The sequence below is a fragment of the Halalkalicoccus sp. NIPERK01 genome, assembly GCF_030287405.1.
Lineage (GTDB): Archaea > Halobacteriota > Halobacteria > Halobacteriales > Halalkalicoccaceae > Halalkalicoccus.
This window is the reverse complement of sequence record NZ_JASVVV010000001.1, coordinates 63290-78401: the sequence shown is the minus strand read 5'-3', so window position 1 is coordinate 78401 and position 15112 is coordinate 63290. Positions and strand designations below refer to the sequence as shown.

The 15112-nt window shown below is 67.7% G+C and carries 17 protein-coding genes and 1 tRNA gene; 11 read left to right on the top strand and 7 right to left on the bottom strand.

The window, feature by feature from the left end; translation table 11 throughout:
• Positions 1-104 precede the first annotated feature (104 nt).
• Positions 105-1967, top strand: coding sequence for an asparagine synthase-related protein (locus QRT08_RS00430; protein ID WP_286043602.1), 1863 nt, complete (start codon positions 105-107; stop codon positions 1965-1967).
• A gap of 292 nt (positions 1968-2259) precedes the next feature.
• On the opposite strand, the gene QRT08_RS00425 is transcribed toward QRT08_RS00430, so the two are convergent.
• Positions 2260-2330 (bottom strand) — tRNA-Gly (locus QRT08_RS00425).
• 190 nt (positions 2331-2520) lie between these two features.
• Positions 2521-3156 carry a class I SAM-dependent methyltransferase gene (locus tag QRT08_RS00420; protein ID WP_286043601.1) on the bottom strand — a complete coding sequence of 212 codons (636 nt, stop codon included), beginning with the start codon at positions 3154-3156 and terminating at the stop codon, positions 2521-2523.
• 142 nt (positions 3157-3298) lie between these two features.
• Between QRT08_RS00420 and QRT08_RS00415 the strand changes: the two genes are divergently transcribed.
• The 6 genes from QRT08_RS00415 to QRT08_RS00390 all read left to right on the top strand — a co-directional run bounded on the left by QRT08_RS00415 (position 3299) and on the right by QRT08_RS00390 (position 7541).
• Positions 3299-3769 (top strand): DUF5793 family protein, encoded by a 471-nt coding sequence (locus tag QRT08_RS00415; RefSeq protein WP_286043600.1) that lies wholly within the window; start codon positions 3299-3301, stop codon positions 3767-3769.
• Between the two features lie 81 nt (positions 3770-3850).
• Positions 3851-5203 carry a phosphohexomutase domain-containing protein gene (locus QRT08_RS00410; protein WP_286043599.1) on the top strand — a complete coding sequence of 451 codons (1353 nt, stop codon included), beginning with the start codon at positions 3851-3853 and terminating at the stop codon, positions 5201-5203.
• Between the two features lie 21 nt (positions 5204-5224).
• The gene (gene cdd / locus QRT08_RS00405) at positions 5225-5617 is read left to right on the top strand and encodes a cytidine deaminase (RefSeq protein ID WP_286043598.1); all 393 of its coding nucleotides are present in this window, start codon (positions 5225-5227) and stop codon (positions 5615-5617) included.
• Positions 5618-5658: 41 nt separating this feature from the next.
• Entirely contained in the window at positions 5659-5838 is a 180-nt protein-coding gene (locus QRT08_RS00400; RefSeq protein WP_286043597.1) for a hypothetical protein, read from the top strand.
• Complete coding sequence (locus QRT08_RS00395; protein ID WP_286043596.1) at positions 5835-6680, top strand: beta-keto acid cleavage family enzyme; 846 nt, start codon at positions 5835-5837, stop codon at positions 6678-6680. The genes QRT08_RS00400 and QRT08_RS00395 overlap by 4 nt, the downstream gene beginning before the upstream one ends.
• A 36-nt stretch (positions 6681-6716) precedes the next feature.
• Positions 6717-7541: a nucleoside phosphorylase gene (locus QRT08_RS00390; RefSeq protein ID WP_286043595.1), complete on the top strand. Its 825-nt coding sequence runs from the start codon at positions 6717-6719 to the stop codon at positions 7539-7541.
• Between the two features lie 79 nt (positions 7542-7620).
• On the opposite strand, the gene QRT08_RS00385 is transcribed toward QRT08_RS00390, so the two are convergent.
• Complete coding sequence (locus QRT08_RS00385; protein ID WP_286043594.1) at positions 7621-8772, bottom strand: NAD(P)/FAD-dependent oxidoreductase; 1152 nt, start codon at positions 8770-8772, stop codon at positions 7621-7623.
• A 243-nt stretch (positions 8773-9015) separates the two neighbouring features.
• Positions 9016-9549: an Rrf2 family transcriptional regulator gene (locus tag QRT08_RS00380; RefSeq protein ID WP_286043593.1), complete on the bottom strand. Its 534-nt coding sequence runs from the start codon at positions 9547-9549 to the stop codon at positions 9016-9018.
• A 151-nt stretch (positions 9550-9700) separates the two neighbouring features.
• Here QRT08_RS00380 and rocF point away from each other — a divergent pair, with 151 nt between their 5' ends.
• The 4 genes from rocF to QRT08_RS00360 all read left to right on the top strand — a co-directional run bounded on the left by rocF (position 9701) and on the right by QRT08_RS00360 (position 13432).
• Complete coding sequence (gene rocF, locus QRT08_RS00375; protein ID WP_286043592.1) at positions 9701-10606, top strand: arginase; 906 nt, start codon at positions 9701-9703, stop codon at positions 10604-10606.
• A 285-nt stretch (positions 10607-10891) separates the two neighbouring features.
• Complete coding sequence (locus QRT08_RS00370) at positions 10892-12202, top strand: M28 family peptidase (RefSeq protein WP_286043591.1); 1311 nt, start codon at positions 10892-10894, stop codon at positions 12200-12202.
• A 40-nt stretch (positions 12203-12242) separates the two neighbouring features.
• Complete coding sequence (locus QRT08_RS18760) at positions 12243-12959, top strand: NAD(+)/NADH kinase (RefSeq protein WP_286043590.1); 717 nt, start codon at positions 12243-12245, stop codon at positions 12957-12959.
• A gap of 50 nt (positions 12960-13009) precedes the next feature.
• The gene (locus QRT08_RS00360; RefSeq protein ID WP_286043589.1) at positions 13010-13432 is read left to right on the top strand and encodes a DUF7313 family protein; all 423 of its coding nucleotides are present in this window, start codon (positions 13010-13012) and stop codon (positions 13430-13432) included.
• Between the two features lie 294 nt (positions 13433-13726).
• Here QRT08_RS00360 and QRT08_RS00355 read toward each other — a convergent pair whose 3' ends face one another.
• The 3 genes from QRT08_RS00355 to QRT08_RS00345 are packed head-to-tail and all read right to left on the bottom strand — an operon-like array spanning position 13727 to position 15106.
• Positions 13727-14002 (bottom strand): DUF7314 family protein, encoded by a 276-nt coding sequence (locus QRT08_RS00355; protein WP_286043588.1) that lies wholly within the window; start codon positions 14000-14002, stop codon positions 13727-13729.
• Positions 13995-14300, bottom strand: a complete 306-nt coding sequence (locus tag QRT08_RS00350; RefSeq protein ID WP_286043587.1) for a DUF7315 family membrane protein — start codon at positions 14298-14300, stop codon at positions 13995-13997. Before QRT08_RS00350 ends, QRT08_RS00355 begins: the two co-directional genes overlap by 8 nt.
• Before the next feature lie 26 nt (positions 14301-14326).
• Positions 14327-15106: a cytochrome b family protein gene (locus QRT08_RS00345; protein WP_286043586.1), complete on the bottom strand. Its 780-nt coding sequence runs from the start codon at positions 15104-15106 to the stop codon at positions 14327-14329.
• Positions 15107-15112 lie beyond the last annotated feature (6 nt).

Sequence of the window (15112 nt, the reverse complement as noted above, 5' to 3'; positions counted from 1 at the left end):
CCGTTGGGGGCGGGAGGGTTTCGCCCGTCAGTACCGCTCGGGAGAACCATACATCGAAACGGAGACATACCAACATTCAATCCGAAGGACTGTCTGAGAGAACTATGGTTGGGATCTGGGGAGCGATAGGTACTGAGCCGGTGCGAACGGACCAGAGGGAACGTCTGACGGCGGATCTGGAGTGGAACGGGCTGGAGACGACGGGCGAGTATACGGACGGGGACGTGACGGTCGGCATCGCCACGCACTCCGACGAGCCACAACCGGTCTGGACGGGCGAGGACGTGGCCGTCTGGCTGTGGGGCTCGGTCTGGGGGTTCGACGGCCCCGACGGGTACTCGCTCCCGACCGGCCCTCCCGCGGCCTACTGTGCGTCGCTGTACGAGGAGTACGGTCTCGAGTTCGTCGCCGGCCTCAACGGGAACTTCGTCGGCGCCGTCTACGACCCCTCCGAGAGACGGGTCTCGCTGTTCACCGACCGCCTCGGGAGCCGGGCGGTTCACTGCTACCGGACCGACGGGGGCATCGTCTTTTCGACGAACGTCCAGTCCCTGCCGCTTCACCCGGCCGTCGAGACGGGCTTCGACGTCGAGTACCTCGCGGAGTACTTCTCCCTCCAGCGGGCGTTCGGGGTGAAGACGCCGCTCGACGGCGTCGAGCGCCTCCAGCCGGGGTCGATCACGACCGTCTCGCTCGACGAAACGACGGTCGAGACCGAGCGGTACTGGACGCCCAGCTACGACCCGGTGGACGAGCCACGGGAGTACTTCGTCCGGCGGATCGCGGAGACGCTTACGCGGGCGGTCGAGGAGCGAACCGACCCCGACACGGAGTACGGACTGCTCCTCAGCGGGGGCAGCGACTCGCGGCTCACGCTGGCGGCGCTCATGGCGGCCGACCGGGACGTCCGCTGCTATCACCTCGCCGACTGGGTCAACCCGGAGGCGCGGATCGCCCGCCGGGTGGCCACGGCGGCCGACGTCCCGATCACGTTGCTACAGCGTGGCCGGGAGTACCAGGCCAACACCCTGCGAAAGACGCCGCGGGCCGGGAACTTCGTCGGCTACTTCAACCAGATCCACGCCGCCGGGTTCGAGGGGACCCTCCGCGAGGACGTCGAGTACCTCTTTACCGGCCACTACGGCGACATGCTGTTCAAGGGCAACCACGTTCCGACGCGGACGATCGACCTCGGCGGGCTGGGGTCGTTCCCCCTCCCGGTCGAGGAGGATGTCGAAAGCGTCGAGGAGTACGTCTCCGGACGCGTCTCGGAGGCTCCGCCGTACATCCGCGATGCGCTCTCGCGGGACATGTACGACGTGTACGCCGCGAACGTCTCCCGGGAGGGCGAGGGGATCGTCGACCACGGCATCGCCTACGGCTCCCTGCAGGAGGCGACCGTCTGTAGCCGGTGCCCGCTGACCAACGGGACCTCGCAGTTCTTCTACTACGGGACGCTCCAGACGATGCCCTCGGGCACGCTCTTTCTGGACAACCGCCTCGTCGACCTGTTCCTCTCGACGCCCACGTCGTACCTCCTCCGGGGCAACCTCATCGGCGAGGCCATCGAGTACCTCGATCCCGACCTCGCGGCGATCCCTCACGGGAGCACGAACGTCCCGCTGTCGTACCCCCCCGCGATCCAGCAGGCCGGGCGGATCGCGACGGCGTTCAAGCGCCGCCACTTCCCGGAACCGATCGACGAACCCCACTGGACGGCCGGCCCGTGGACGAACCACTCCGAACTCATCCGCTCGCAGGGGTTCGTCCGCGAGACGATCGATGAACACGAGGAGCTCATCCGGGCGCTGCCGTTCCTGAGTTGGGAGGGCGTCAACGAGTGTTATCAGGCTCACCTCGACGGCGCGGACAACCTCGCGGCGCTGTACACGCTCGTGACCTTCCTGCGGATGCCGCTCACGCGGCGGCTCGCGCAGGCGGAGCGGCCGGTCGCCACGACGCCGTGATCGGGCCTCGGACGTCGCTTTTCGTTCGCGGTGTTCGGGAAATGCGCCGGCCGGGATTTGAACCGGAGCAAGACGGTCGCGCTCACTTCGTTCGCGCGCTGCGACTTGCAGGGTTCAGAATCCCGCTGTAGCTATTTTTGTCCTCGTTGTCGCTCGGACAGAAAATGCGCCGGCCGGGATTTGAACCACGGTCGCTCACGCCGTTCGCTCTCTGATTCAAACCCCACCGAGTTGCATTCCACCTCACGGACCCGCTCGTCGCTGGCGCTCCTCGTTCGTCGTGTTCGGGAAATGCGCCGGCCGGGATTTGAACCCGGGCCATGAGCTTGGAAGGCTCAGGTCCTGCCACTAGACCACCGGCGCTCATTCGCACCGAGGATCGCAGTTCCTTCGGAACTGCTCACCACCGGCGCAAGCTCACTCCGTTCGCTTGCGTCGAGCCCTACGTCGCTTTGCTCCGTAGGACACCGGCGCTTCTCCGTCGAACCGGGAGCCACCGAAACGGTGGACGAACGCAGCGTATCTCCAACTACCTTCGCCCCGGTTAAGGGCCTTACTGTTCTCTTCGCACCGTCGCGTAGCAGTTCCCGCTGGAGACCTCGAATGCCTCGATTGCGAGCGCGCTGTTCGCGACATCCGCGCGGAACTCCTCCGGCGCGTAGATGTGATAGAATCGGGGCACCGTCTCGCCGCCCGGCAGGGTCCACGAGATCGTGGTGTCGAACCCCGATTCCGAGTCGAACCGGTCGTGGGCGGTGCTCCACGCGCTGACCAGCGCCCGGCCGTCCGGCGCGAGCACGCGTGCGAGTTCGTCGAGGCTGCGCACCCGCGTCTCGCGGTCGCGCAGGTGGTGGATCGTCGCGACGTAGAGCGCGAGGTCCACCCTTCGCGAGCGGATCGGAAGGCCCGCGGCGTCCCCCTGAACGAGGTCGACGGCGAAGCCCCGCGTTCGCGCCCGGTCGCGGGCCTCGCCGAGGAGGCCACGGCTCACGTCCATCCCGACGGCGCGGTCGGTGCGGGCGGCGAGCAGTTCGGCGTGCCGCCCGTTCGCACAGCCGACGTCGAGTCCGAACGCGCCCGAGCGGTCGTCGAGGAACGCCTCGACCTCGGGCCAGGGATGCTCGCGGGTACTCGCGAAGTGGGCCGCGATCCGGTCGTAGGTCTCGCGGACGCGCCGCGATTCGTCCATGTCCCGGGATCGGGGACGGACGGCTAAACCCCTCCGGTCGACGGGGTCGAGAACCGGCGGACTGACGGGCCACGAACTGCCACCCGTCGGTGAGGTGGGCGTTACGTTCATGGCCTCGCGGTTCGTACCGTTTCGTGAACTGATGAGGCGCGATTACTTTACGCTCGATGTTCGCGGGATCGACTGGGTCGAGGAGGGGGGCTCGCCGGCGACGCCGACCGTCGTCATCGATTTCGAGGGCCCAGCCGACGAGCTCGAAGCGCGCCTGACGGGGTTCGACGACGAACTCCTCTCGGCGGCACAGACCGACGTCGCACTCAGGCTTCAGGGAGACGTCGACGACGACGGGGTGACGGGCGTGGTGAGCGTCACGAACCGCGTCACCGGGGACTTCGTCCTCGAACTCAACGAGCAGGCGAGCGACGTTCTGCGGTTCATCCGCGCGGCACGGGCCTACGGGAAGGAGGCCGACTCCGACGAGCGCTACCGGGTGATCATCCGGATCGACGGCGAGGACCTCACCATCTACGGGAAATCGACGTTTCTGGTCTACGACCGGGAGGGCCACCTGCTCCGCCAGCACAGCCTGATCCCCAGCGGCGTCGAACTCTGATGGGCGACCGCGTTCACCTCCCGATCCCGTCCCGCCCGGGGAGCCGACAGTATATATGAGTGCCGGCGAAACCGGCCACACATGATCCGCTTCGGAACCGCGGGTATCCGCGGGCCCGCTCGCGAGAAAGTGACGCCGTTCGTCTGTCTCGCCGTCGGACAGGCGGTGGGCGAGGCGGGAACGACGATCGTCCTCGGACGCGACGGGCGCGAGACCGGCCCCGCGCTCGCCGACGCGATGGCCGCCGGCCTCGAGAGCGCCGGCACGACCGTGATTCGCCTCGGCGTCGTCCCGACCCCGACGCTGGCGTTCGCCTCGCAGGGTCGCCACGGCGTGATGCTCACCGCCTCGCACAACCCGCCCGCGGACAACGGGATCAAGCTGTTTCGCGACGGCGTCGAGTACGACCGCGACGCCGAGACGGAGGTCGAGACCGCCCTCGAGGCCGGGACGCACCCGACCGAGTGGGACGCGTGGGGGGAGTCGATCACGCGGGACGTCCTCGATCGCTATCGACGCGCGGTCGTCGGGTTCACCCGCGAGTTCGTGGGGGGCGCGGAGGGCCTGCAGGTCGCCGTCGACTGCGGCAACGGGATGGCGGGCCTCGCGACCCCGCAGGTGTTGACGAGCCTCGACGCCGCGGTCACGACGCTGAACGCGAACGTCGACGGCCGTTTCCCCGGGCGGGGGAGCAAGCCGACCCCCGAGACGCTCGCCGACCTCCGGGCGTTCGTCGCCGACGGTTCCCACGGGATGGGGATCGGTCACGACGGCGACGCCGATCGGATCGTGATCGTCGACTCCTCGGGGGACGTGGTCCACGAGGACACCGTACTGGCGATCCTCGCCGAGCGCTACACGCGCGAGAGCGCCTCGCCCGACCCCGTCGTGGTGACGACGCCGAACGCCTCCGCGCGGATCGACGAGCGCGTCGAGGCGTCGGGCGGGCGGGTCGAGCGCGTCCGACTGGGCGCGCTCCACGAGGGGGTCGCGCGCGTCCGGGAGTCGGGCGGCGACGTCGTCTTCGCCGCCGAGCCGTGGAAACACATCCACCCCGGATTCGGCGGGTGGATCGACGGCGTCGCCAGCGCGGCCGTCCTCGCGGGACTGGTCGCCGAGGCCGACGGGATCGGTCCCCTAAGGGAGCCGATCACCGAACGGCCCTACCGGAAGGTCGCCGTCGAGTGTCCCGACGAACGCAAGGAGCGGGCGATGGAGCGCCTCGAAACGGCGCTTCCGGCGGCGTTCCCCGACGCCGCGGTCGATACGGCCTACGGCGTGCGCCTCGAGTGGCCCGACGGCTCGTGGATCCTCGTCCGGCCCAGCGGGACCGAACCCTACGTCAGGCTGTACGCCGAAAGCGAGGGCGTCGAGACGCTGATCGAGGAGGCCACCGCGGTCATCGAGTCGGCGGTCGACGAGCAGGCTTTATAACCATCACTTCGTACTCGAACCATGAAAACGGAGGACCTCGTGCAGGCGGCCCGAGAGGCGCACGCCCACGCCCACGTCCCCTACTCGGAGTACCGGGTGGGGGCGGCCATCGAGACCGTCGACGGCACCGTCTTCACCGGCTGTAACATCGAGAACGCGAACTACTCCAACAGCCTCCACGCCGAGGAGGTCGCCATCTCGCAGGCGATCGCCACGGGCCACCGCGAGTTCTCGCGACTGGCCGTGAGTTCCGACCGGCGCGACGGCGTCACGCCCTGTGGGATGTGCAGACAGACGCTCGCGGAGTTCTGCGACGAGGAGTTCCCGGTCGTCTGCGACCGCGGCGACGACTGGGAGGCGTACACGCTCGGGGAGCTCCTGCCCGACACGATCACCCAGCAACACCTCGAATAGGGGTGGAACAGGTTTTAGCGGGTGGCGGTCCCAGACGTGCCATGACCTGTCCGTATCTGGAGTACGAGCGAGAGGGCGACGGCCGGTCGTTCGAGACCGCACGGGCGTACTGTACCGTCGCCGGGGAGTTCGTCCAGCCGATGCGGGCCGACGTCTGTAACGACCGCTACGACCTGGATCACGCGACCGACTGCGAGATCTACCGCGAGCACGAGCGATGAGCTATGGCGACTACCTGGAGGGGAACCCGTTGATCGTCACCGTCGCGCCGACGGGCGGCGTCCACGGCAAGGAAGCGCATCCCGACCTGCCCGAGACGCCCGGGGAGGTCGCCGAAACCGCGGCGGCCTGCGAGGCCGCGGGGGCGGCGGTGATCCACCTCCATGCCCGCCGGGAGAACGGCGAACGGTCGTTCTCGCGCGATCGGTTTCAGGAGCTGACCGCCGCGGTCCGCGAGGCGACCGACGACGTCGTGATCCAGCACTCGACCGGCGGGACCGGCGTCCCCGTCGAGGATCGCCTGGAGCCGCTTCGGACGGAGCCCGTTCCCGAAATGGCGTCGCTCGACATGGGCCCCGTAAACCGATATCACCACCTGACGAGCGAGAATCCCCGCGGAACCGTCGATGCGCTGCACGCGGAGATGCGAGAGCGAGGAATCAAACCCGAGATGGAGGTGTTCAATCCGGGTCACCTGAACGAAGTCGAGGCGTTTCTCGACCGTGCGGAGGTCGAGTCACCGCCGTATCTCGGTGTCCTCTACGGCGGCGGGACCCTCACCCCCGCCCACCCGCGCAACGTCCAGAACGTCGTCGACAACCTGCCCGAGGGCGCGCGGTTCAACACGCTCGCGATGGGGCGCCACCAGTTGCCGCTGACGACCATGAGTATTCTTCTCGGTGGACACGTCCGCGTGGGCTTCGAGGACAACCTCTACGTGCGTGCGGGTGAACGTGCGACGAGCAACGCCCAACTGGTCGAGCGCACCCGGGAGATCGCCGAACTGTTGGGGCGGCCGGTCGCGACGCCCGCGCAAACGCGCGAGATCCTCGACATCGAATGACGCGGTTATTTGCGCGGCGGGCGGAAATCCCGATCCATGCCAGCCGACGACAGCGAGGACCCGAACGAGGAGGTACAGTACCACATCGAGGTCGGTCCCGAGGACGTCGCGTCCTCTGTATTGCTCCCGGGCAACCCCGAGCGCGTCGGGAAGATAACTGAGTTCTGGGACGAGTCGGACGAGAAGGGCCATCACCGCGAGTACCGCACCCTGACGGGGCGATACGACGAAGTTCCCATCTCGGTGACCTCGACGGGGATCGGCGGGCCCTCCGCAGCGATCGCCGTCGAGGAACTCGCCCGGGTCGGCGCCGACACGTTCATCCGGGTCGGGTCGTGTGGCGCGATCCAGGAGGGAATGGACGTCGGGGACCTCGTGATCACGACGGGCGCGGTTCGACAGGAGGGGACCAGCGACGAGTACGTCCGCGAGGACTACCCCGCGAGCGCCGACCACGAGGTGGTCTGTGCGCTCGTCGCGGCCGCCGAACGGCTGGGCTACGACTACCACACCGGGATCACGATGAGCGCCGACTCCTTCTACGCGGGGCAGGGCCGCCCCGGATTCGAGGGGTTCGAGGCCGCCGGTTCCGACGACCTCGTCGAAGATCTCAGGGAAGCGAACGTGAAGAACATCGAGATGGAGGCCAGCGCGATCCTGACGATCGCGAACGTCTACGGCTTGCGTGCAGGTGCGATCTGTTCGGTCTACGCCAACCGGATCACCGGCGAGTTCCGGACGGAGGGCGAACGGCGCGCGAGCGAGACGGCCTCGCTCGCGGTGAAGCTACTGGCGCGGATGGACGAGGTGAAGGCGGAGGCCGGCGCAGGGCGGTGGCACGCGGGGCTGAGCCTAGAATGAAACGACCGTTCTACGCTTCGTAGCGTAGGTTTTTGCTCCGAGCGGGTCGCAGCGACCCCGGGGAGTGAAACGGACGCTTCTAAAGGTGCTTCCAGGCGCGCTTCGCGCGCTTAGGCGAGGAGACGTCCGCGATCCAGCGGGCGGCGACGGCCTTTTTGAGGGTTTCGGCGCCCACCCAGCCGAAGGTGTTGATCGGGATCGGCTTGATCCCGTGGGCGACGGCCTCGTCCCCGATGGAGATAAGCGTCCCCTTGTCCTCGTAGGTCCAGGTCTTCAGGGGGCGGCCCTCGCTCGCGCGGGCGATGTTCTCGCCGACGAGTTCAGCGGCCTGCCAGGCGGCCTGTGCGGTCGGCGGCGCGGGGGTCTCGCCCTGGTCGACGATCGCCGAATCGCCGATGGCGAAGACGCGCTCGTCGTCGGTCCGGAACGTCGACTCGGCGACGATGCGGTTGTGCTCCTTCTCGACGTTCGCGTTCTCGAGACACTCCCGGCCGCTGATGCCGCCGGTCCAGACGAAGACGTCGTACGCGAGGGGTTCGCCCTCGTCGAACTGGATGGTCTCGGCGTCGGCCTCGGTGATGGGGTCGTCGGTGAGGATCTCGACGTCCTTATCGAGCAGGCGCTTTTTGACCGCGCCCTGGAGTTCGGGGTCCTGCCCGGGCATGATCTCCGGAAGCGCCTCGATCAACGAGATCTCGATCGGCGCGTTGTGCTTATCGCGGAACTCCGCGACCTCGCCGGCGGCTTGGATGCCGGAGAGACCCGCGCCGCCGATGGCGACCTGTGCGGGTTCCTCGCGGGTCGCGTCGCGCGCCGCGGTCTTGACCGCCTCGTGGATCGCCAGCGCGTCGTCGAGGCTCTTCAGGGTGAGCGAGTGTTCGTCGAGGCCGGGAATGCCGTAGTAGGCCGTCGACGAGCCGAGCGCGACGAGCACGTAGTCGTAGTCGATCGCGGTGCCGTCGGCGAGCGAGACGACGCGGTCGTCGGTGTCGAGATCCGTGACCTCGCCCTCGATGAAGCGCGTGGCGGGAGATTTGATCTCCTCGACCGGGATCGTGACGTGATCTTTCACCGACGGATCGCGAATCACGCGGTGGGACTCGTGGAGGACGAGGTGATAGTCGGTATCGGAGATCCACGTGACCTGTGCGTCGCTCAGCTCGTTTTCGAGTTCGGGGATCGCTCCCGCACCGGCGTAGCCCGCCCCGAGCACGACGACCTGCTCTGTCATATCCCACCGTCCGAGAGCCACCGATACAAAGGTGTTGAAACCCCGACGGGGCTGGGAGGCGTTGACAGGTAGGGAGTATCGTAGCCACCCGAATGTCGACTCCCGAGAGCCGACGCCGCGATTCGATCCTCGGGCAGGAACGCTCTTGACACCCACGATAATCCCTATGTATACGCCAGCAGCCCGGCGAAAAAGACGGGGAACGGGACGCCCGACGAACGGCGACGAACGGAGGACGACCGCTCAGTGGCCGGCGTCGTCGGCCGGCGCCCGCATGTCGTCGATCTGCAGGATGAGGATGTTGTTCGTGTCGTCCTTGCCGTCGACGGTCCCCTCGATGACGAGCCGCGAGAGCGGCGTCGGGCCGACGGTCACGGAGTCGCCCTCGTGGTACTCCCGTACCGACCCCTGGATGTGGATCTCCGCCCGGCAGAGTTCGGGGTGGTGAACGCTCGAGAGGTCGATCTCCTCGACGTTCACGTCCTCTACGGGTTCGCCGTTGTGCTCCAGGGGGACCGCCGCGGGTTCGTCCATCTGCTGGACGTCGAGCGCCTCGTAGGCGGTCGCGGTCGGCTTGTAGCCGCCCTTCGGCCCGGGGACGCCCTCGACCAGTTGGAGCGCCTTCAGGCTCTGCATCTGGTTTCTGATCGTTCCCGGGTTCCGATCTACCTCCTCGGCGATGTCCTCGCCCTTGACCGCGTCCTCGGCCTCCCGGTGGAGGTTGATCAACGCGGTGAGGATGGTTTTCTGACTCGGCGTGAGTTCGATCGATGACATAGCCCCCCTTCGGTATAGATTCGCTTAAATGCGACGAATACCGTATCACACCCGTTCGGATCGCCACCCTCCAGGGGTCTCCTCGGGTGATCACTCCGATTGCCGAGGGGAAATCCGCAGGTTTAATCCGGCGATACCCGATTGGCCGGCCATGAGAGAACGGGTCAGAGTCATCGGTGCGCCGCTGGACTACGGCGCGGATCGCCGGGGAGTGGACATGGGACCGTCGGCGATCCGGTACGCGGGACTCGCCGACGAACTCGCCGCGAGCGGGCGGACCTCGATCGACCGGGGCGATCTGGAGGTCCCACGCGCGGAGGAGCGCGATCCGGACGCCGAGACGCCCCCGAGCGGATCGGCGAAGTTCGTAAAGGAGGTCCGGGACGTCTGCGAACGGCTCGCCGACGAGGTCGCCGACGGCCTCGCCAACGGGGAGTTCCCGCTCGTCCTCGGCGGCGATCACTCGATCGCGATCGGGTCCATGCAGGGATCGAGTCGTAACGCCGAGGTCGGCGTCCTGTGGTTCGACGCCCACGGCGATTTCAACACGCCCGAGACCTCCCCCAGCGGCAACGTCCACGGGATGCCGCTGGCCGCCGCGCTCGGCCACGGCTCCTTTGCCGACACCGACTGGGCCAACGCCTCGATCGACCCCGAGAACGTCGCGCTCGTCGGGCTTCGAAGCATCGACGAGAAGGAACGCGTCGCGATCCGCGAGAGCCCCGTCACCGCCTACACGATGTCCGACATCGACGAGCGGGGGATCACGGCCGTCACCGAGGCGGCGATCGAGGTCGCGAGCGGGGCCGCCGACGGGATCCACGTCAGCCTCGACCTCGACTGGCTCGACCCCAAGGAAGCCCCCGGCGTCGGCACGCCCGTCCGCGGGGGCGTCACCTACCGCGAGGCCCACACCGCCCTCGAGATCGTCGCCAACAGCGGGGCGTTGCGCTCGCTCGAGGTCGTCGAGGTCAACCCGATCCTCGACTCCGAGAACGAGACGGCGAGCCTCGCGGTCGAACTCGCCGCGAGCGCGCTCGGGAAACGCATCTTGTAAACGGACCTTTTTACGGCTCGGGTGCGCTTCGCGCACCACTCGCCGCAAAAATCTCCTCCAAAAAACCGAGCGCGCTTCGCGCGCTCGGTCCGCACCGGACCGCGGTCCGAGTGTTCAGAAATTCACGGCGTAGATAGGAAGTCTCGTAGCCAGCCGGGGACACAGCGACTCTCAACACGTCGCCTACTTCTCACGAAACCGCATCTAGCTACTGGCCGCGTATCGCCTCCCGAAACGGCGTTTCGTTTCGAAACGTTTAGGATTCGGTCCGGATCACGACACGGTATGACAGACTGGATAGGAAAGACGTTCACCAGCACAGTGGGTCGGGACCACCTTGAGGCCCTCGTCGACCTCGAGAACCGGATGGCGGGCACCGAGGGCGAGCGTCGCGGCGCGGAACTGACCCGCGACGCGCTCGCGGAGGCGGGCGCGCGAAACGCCCGCCTGGAGGAGTTCCCGATTCAGGGCTGGGTTCGGGGCGACAGCGAGATCCGGGCCGACGGGACCGTCCAGGCCTGTATCGCACTCCCCCGGAGCCCCAGCGAGGAGGCCGCCGGCGAACTGATCGATCTCGGGTATGGTCTGCCCGAGGACTTCGAGGAGGCGGACATCGAGGGGAGGGTCGTGATGGTCCGAAGCGACGTCCCCGAGTACTTCGACCGGTACATCCACCGCCGCGAGAAGTACTACTACGCCGTCGCGGGCGGGGCAAGCGCCTTCGTCTACCGCAACCACGTCGAGGGCTGTCTCCCGCCGACGGGAAGCGTCGGCACGCCCGAGGAGCCCATCGGCGATATCCCCGCGGTCGGCGTGAGCAGCGAGGTCGGCGCGCGCCTCGCACGGCGGTTCGACGGCCGGGAGGTCTCGATCGCAGTCGAGGCCGAGATCGACGAGGCGAGGAGTCAGAACGTCCACGCCGAGATGGGCCCCGACACCGACGAGGCCGTGTTGGTGACGGGCCACGTCGACGCCCACGACATCGCGGAGGGCGCGAGCGACAACGGCGCGGGCACGGCGATGGTGATCGAGATCGCGAACGCGCTCTCCGAGCGGTCGGACGAACTCGAAACGAGAGTCGAGTTCGTCGTCTACGGCGCGGAGGAGGTGGGGTTGGTGGGATCGGATCACCACGCCGCGAACGCCGATCACGGGTCGATCGAGGCGATCGTCAACAGCGACGGGGTCGTCCGCGGGCGCACGCTGGAGTTCTACACGCACGGCTTTTCCGAACTCGAAGCGGCCGCAGAGCGGGTCGCAGACCGGTTCGACCACCCGGTGAAGACGGTTCCACGGATGGGGCCACACAGCGACCACTGGCCGTTCGCCCAGTGGGGGGTGCCGGGCTATCACGTCATGAGCGACACCGGCGAACTGGGTCGCGGGTGGGGCCACACCTTCGCCGACACCATAGAGAAGGTCGACGTGCGCGACCTGCGCGAGCAGGCGGTCGTGCTGACCGAACTCGTGGTCGACCTCGCCCGCGAGGGGACGACGATCGAGCACCGCGCCCCCGAGGAGATCGCGGCGGCGCTCGAAGACGAGGGCCAGGCGGCGGGCATGAAGGTCATCGGCGACTGGCCTTACGGCGAGTGATCCCGCAGGCTTTTGCCCTGCGGGGCGTAGCCCGAGGTATGTGGGATCGCTCCCGGGTGGGTCGGCGGTGACGGTCCATGTCGTCGGAACCGCCGAGCGGGTGGTCGAGACGATCGAGGCCGCAGGGCATCCGGTCCGGACGGCGGTGCCGGCGGACGTGGTGGAGGAAAACCCCTCGGTCGTCGTCACCGTCGGCGAGCGCGCGCTGCTTGCGGTCGCACGCGAGCGCCCGGCCGTACCGATCCTCCCAGTCGATACGGACATCGGTCCCGGGAGCGCCGACCGGAGGGCGATCCTCGCCGCCCTCGCCGGCGACGCGACCGAACACACCCACCCGATCCTCTCGGTCTCCATCGATGGCGAGTCGACCGCCAGCGCGTTCATGGACGTGACCCTCGTCACCACCGAACCGGCGCGGATCTCGGAGTACGCCGTCGACCACGCCGACGAGCGGGTGGCGGCGTTCCGCGCCGACGGCGTCGTGGTCGCGACGCCCGCCGGGAGCCACGGATACGCCGCCGCCGCGGGCGGACCGACGCTCGCTCCGACGGCGGAGGCGCTCTGTGTCGTGCCGATCGCCCCGTTCCACACCCAGGCCACCCGCTGGGTACTCGATACGAGCGCGCTGGGGCTGTCGGTGCTGCGCGACGAGGGGGAGGTCTCGTTGCTTGTCGACGACACGGAGTACGGCGTCGTCGACCCCGATCAGCGTGTGCGTCTTGCGGTCGACGGACACGTACGGACGCTTCGTCTCTAGCGAGGCGATAATTGGAAACACTCTAATGGAACAACGTCCGTTATCCGGGTATGCAACCCCTGCAGGTCGGGGCGGCCGAGGCGGCGATCCCGTTCGTCGTCTTCGCCCTTGCGATCGCAAACGTCGTAACCAGGTTCCTCGCGCATCGCTCGCACGTCTCGCAGGCCGACGAAAACGGTCCCGACGGGATCGAGCGCTCCTCGCTTCACACGCTGACCACGCTCGCGCTCGTACTGGCGACGTTCGCCTACGTCATGGTGGACCTGCACTTCGGCGTCGCCCTCGCGGCGTTCGCGCTGACGGCCTTCATCGCCGACTTCTTCGAGTTCGAGGCGCGACTGGTCGAGGCGCGAACCGACCGGCCGCTCGAACCGCCCAAGTCGTCCATCGGCGCGTCGCTGTTCGTCCTCGTCTACGCGGGCTTCATCGTCCTCGTCACGCTGTTCGGGTCGTTCTGGAGCCCCGTCATCTGATACCGTCGATCAGGGGACGTTCAACGGCACGTCCCTGATTCGACGGACCACAGCGCGAGTCACTCGTGCCCTGCCACCGGCCGATTCACGGGGTATGACCGACAGGATGAACGGGACGAACCCCTTCTCTATCGAGTCGCGTTCGGCGAGAGACCGACCGATCGGTTCACGACCGCTGACCCGGAGCCTCGTCGCCGGAGACCAACGGCGGTGTTCCCGAGCGGGCGACCGCGAGAGACGGTCGTGGCTCTCGGCAGTACGGACGTTCGAGGCGAGAACGGGTAGAAAAGACGCTTACTCGGCGTTTTGCCGGCGTTCCTCGTAGGCTCGCCGACTCTCGCGGGCGGCGGGAATGACGACCCAGAAGGTCAGCGCGCCGAGGATGGCGAACCAGAAGGCGACGTCCTTGATCGCGATTAACACGTCCGCGTACAGTCCGACGTCGTCGGGGTTCGGCGCGATCAGTTGCGTCCCGCCGAAACTCTCCGTGTTGAACCACGCCGAGACGATGAACCAGAACAGGCCGGCGGTCGTCAGGACGCCGAACCCCTTGACGAACTCGTCACTCATTGTTCGACCCTTCGCCCTCGGCATCTTTAGCGTTTCCCATTTCCGTGGCCTGGAAACGAGTCGAGAAGGCGTACACCGCCGCCGAGAGAACGATCAACGCCACGCCCAGCAGGGCGAGGAGCGGGCTGACTTCCGCGAGGTCGGCCTGTGCGCGGTCGGTCGCGACGTCGAGCAGGACGAACCCGCCGACGACGCCGACGACCGCGAAGAGCGTCGAGAAGACGGTGACGGTCTTGTAGACGCGCATCGGGACGACGACGCTTGCGTCCTCTGACTCCTCGGGGGGCGAGTCCGGCATACCGGAACGGTGGGCGGGCGGACGTATTACCTCGGCGGTCGAAGCCGGTAGTACCGTCGGTTGAGCGAATACATGTAGCCCTCGCGCATCGTCTTCAGGATGGCGTACGCGAGGAAGAAGCCGATCAACGGCAGGAAGAAGACCAGATTGAACACGAGTTCGCCGGGGATGAACGTGATCATGTCCTCCAGCGGGAGGGCCGCGATGGTGATCGCGAAGATGACGCCGCCGACCCCGAGCGCCGCCCAGAACGGCTCCTCGACCGGTCGTCGCGCACTGCCCTTGTTCAGGAAGGGAACGATGGCGATGACGCTGACGACGACGATGTTCGCCATCACGCCGTAGACGCGGTCGCTCACCAGCTTCTCGCCGCCGAGGATCGCGAGTTCGGGGTTGATCGGATTGAGGTGGAGCAGGCCGTACGACCAGTAGAGATACCAGTCGGGCAGGATCACGGGCGGCGTCGAACTCGGGTCGGCCGCTTCCGGCATGTGTGGCGGGGCCGCCGCGGCCACGAGGAACATCATCCCGACGAAAAACGAGGTCAACGCGAGGTTGCGGATCGTCTCGTGGGGCCACGTCGGGAACCCGAGGACGTCGCGCTCGACGTACGTCGACTCCTGGCGGAGGTCCTGGTCCTCGCGCCGGGAGCGCTCGAAGTACTCGTAGGTCAGTCTCGAGAGCCCCTGGGTGCGCTCCTTGCGCTCGCGCCAGGTCGGCGTCTCGTCGTCCGGCGGGACGGCCGGGACGCCGCCCCCGTCGGTCTGGGGCTCTCCGCCGTCGGTGTCTGAAGTGTTGTCGCTCATGGTCGA

Excerpts from the sequence above, each read along its gene's own strand:
- QRT08_RS00355 (WP_286043588.1), bottom strand. The coding sequence starts at position 14,002 with ATGAGTGACGAGTTCGTCAAGGGGTTCGGCGTCCTGACGACCGCCGGC.
- QRT08_RS00345 (WP_286043586.1), bottom strand. The coding sequence starts at position 15,106 with ATGAGCGACAACACTTCAGACACCGACGGCGGAGAGCCCCAGACCGAC.
- QRT08_RS00415 (WP_286043600.1), top strand. The coding sequence starts at position 3,299 with ATGAGGCGCGATTACTTTACGCTCGATGTTCGCGGGATCGACTGGGTC.
- QRT08_RS00360 (WP_286043589.1), top strand. The coding sequence starts at position 13,010 with ATGCAACCCCTGCAGGTCGGGGCGGCCGAGGCGGCGATCCCGTTCGTC.
- QRT08_RS00390 (WP_286043595.1), top strand. The coding sequence starts at position 6,717 with ATGCCAGCCGACGACAGCGAGGACCCGAACGAGGAGGTACAGTACCAC.
- QRT08_RS00430 (WP_286043602.1), top strand. The coding sequence starts at position 105 with ATGGTTGGGATCTGGGGAGCGATAGGTACTGAGCCGGTGCGAACGGAC.
- QRT08_RS00420 (WP_286043601.1), bottom strand. The coding sequence starts at position 3,156 with ATGGACGAATCGCGGCGCGTCCGCGAGACCTACGACCGGATCGCGGCC.
- QRT08_RS00370 (WP_286043591.1), top strand. The coding sequence starts at position 10,892 with ATGACAGACTGGATAGGAAAGACGTTCACCAGCACAGTGGGTCGGGAC.
- QRT08_RS00380 (WP_286043593.1), bottom strand. The coding sequence starts at position 9,549 with ATGTCATCGATCGAACTCACGCCGAGTCAGAAAACCATCCTCACCGCG.
- QRT08_RS00350 (WP_286043587.1), bottom strand. The coding sequence starts at position 14,300 with ATGCCGGACTCGCCCCCCGAGGAGTCAGAGGACGCAAGCGTCGTCGTC.
- cdd (WP_286043598.1), top strand. The coding sequence starts at position 5,225 with ATGAAAACGGAGGACCTCGTGCAGGCGGCCCGAGAGGCGCACGCCCAC.
- QRT08_RS00385 (WP_286043594.1), bottom strand. The coding sequence starts at position 8,772 with ATGACAGAGCAGGTCGTCGTGCTCGGGGCGGGCTACGCCGGTGCGGGA.
- QRT08_RS00410 (WP_286043599.1), top strand. The coding sequence starts at position 3,851 with ATGATCCGCTTCGGAACCGCGGGTATCCGCGGGCCCGCTCGCGAGAAA.
- rocF (WP_286043592.1), top strand. The coding sequence starts at position 9,701 with ATGAGAGAACGGGTCAGAGTCATCGGTGCGCCGCTGGACTACGGCGCG.
- QRT08_RS00400 (WP_286043597.1), top strand. The coding sequence starts at position 5,659 with ATGACCTGTCCGTATCTGGAGTACGAGCGAGAGGGCGACGGCCGGTCG.
- QRT08_RS00395 (WP_286043596.1), top strand. The coding sequence starts at position 5,835 with ATGAGCTATGGCGACTACCTGGAGGGGAACCCGTTGATCGTCACCGTC.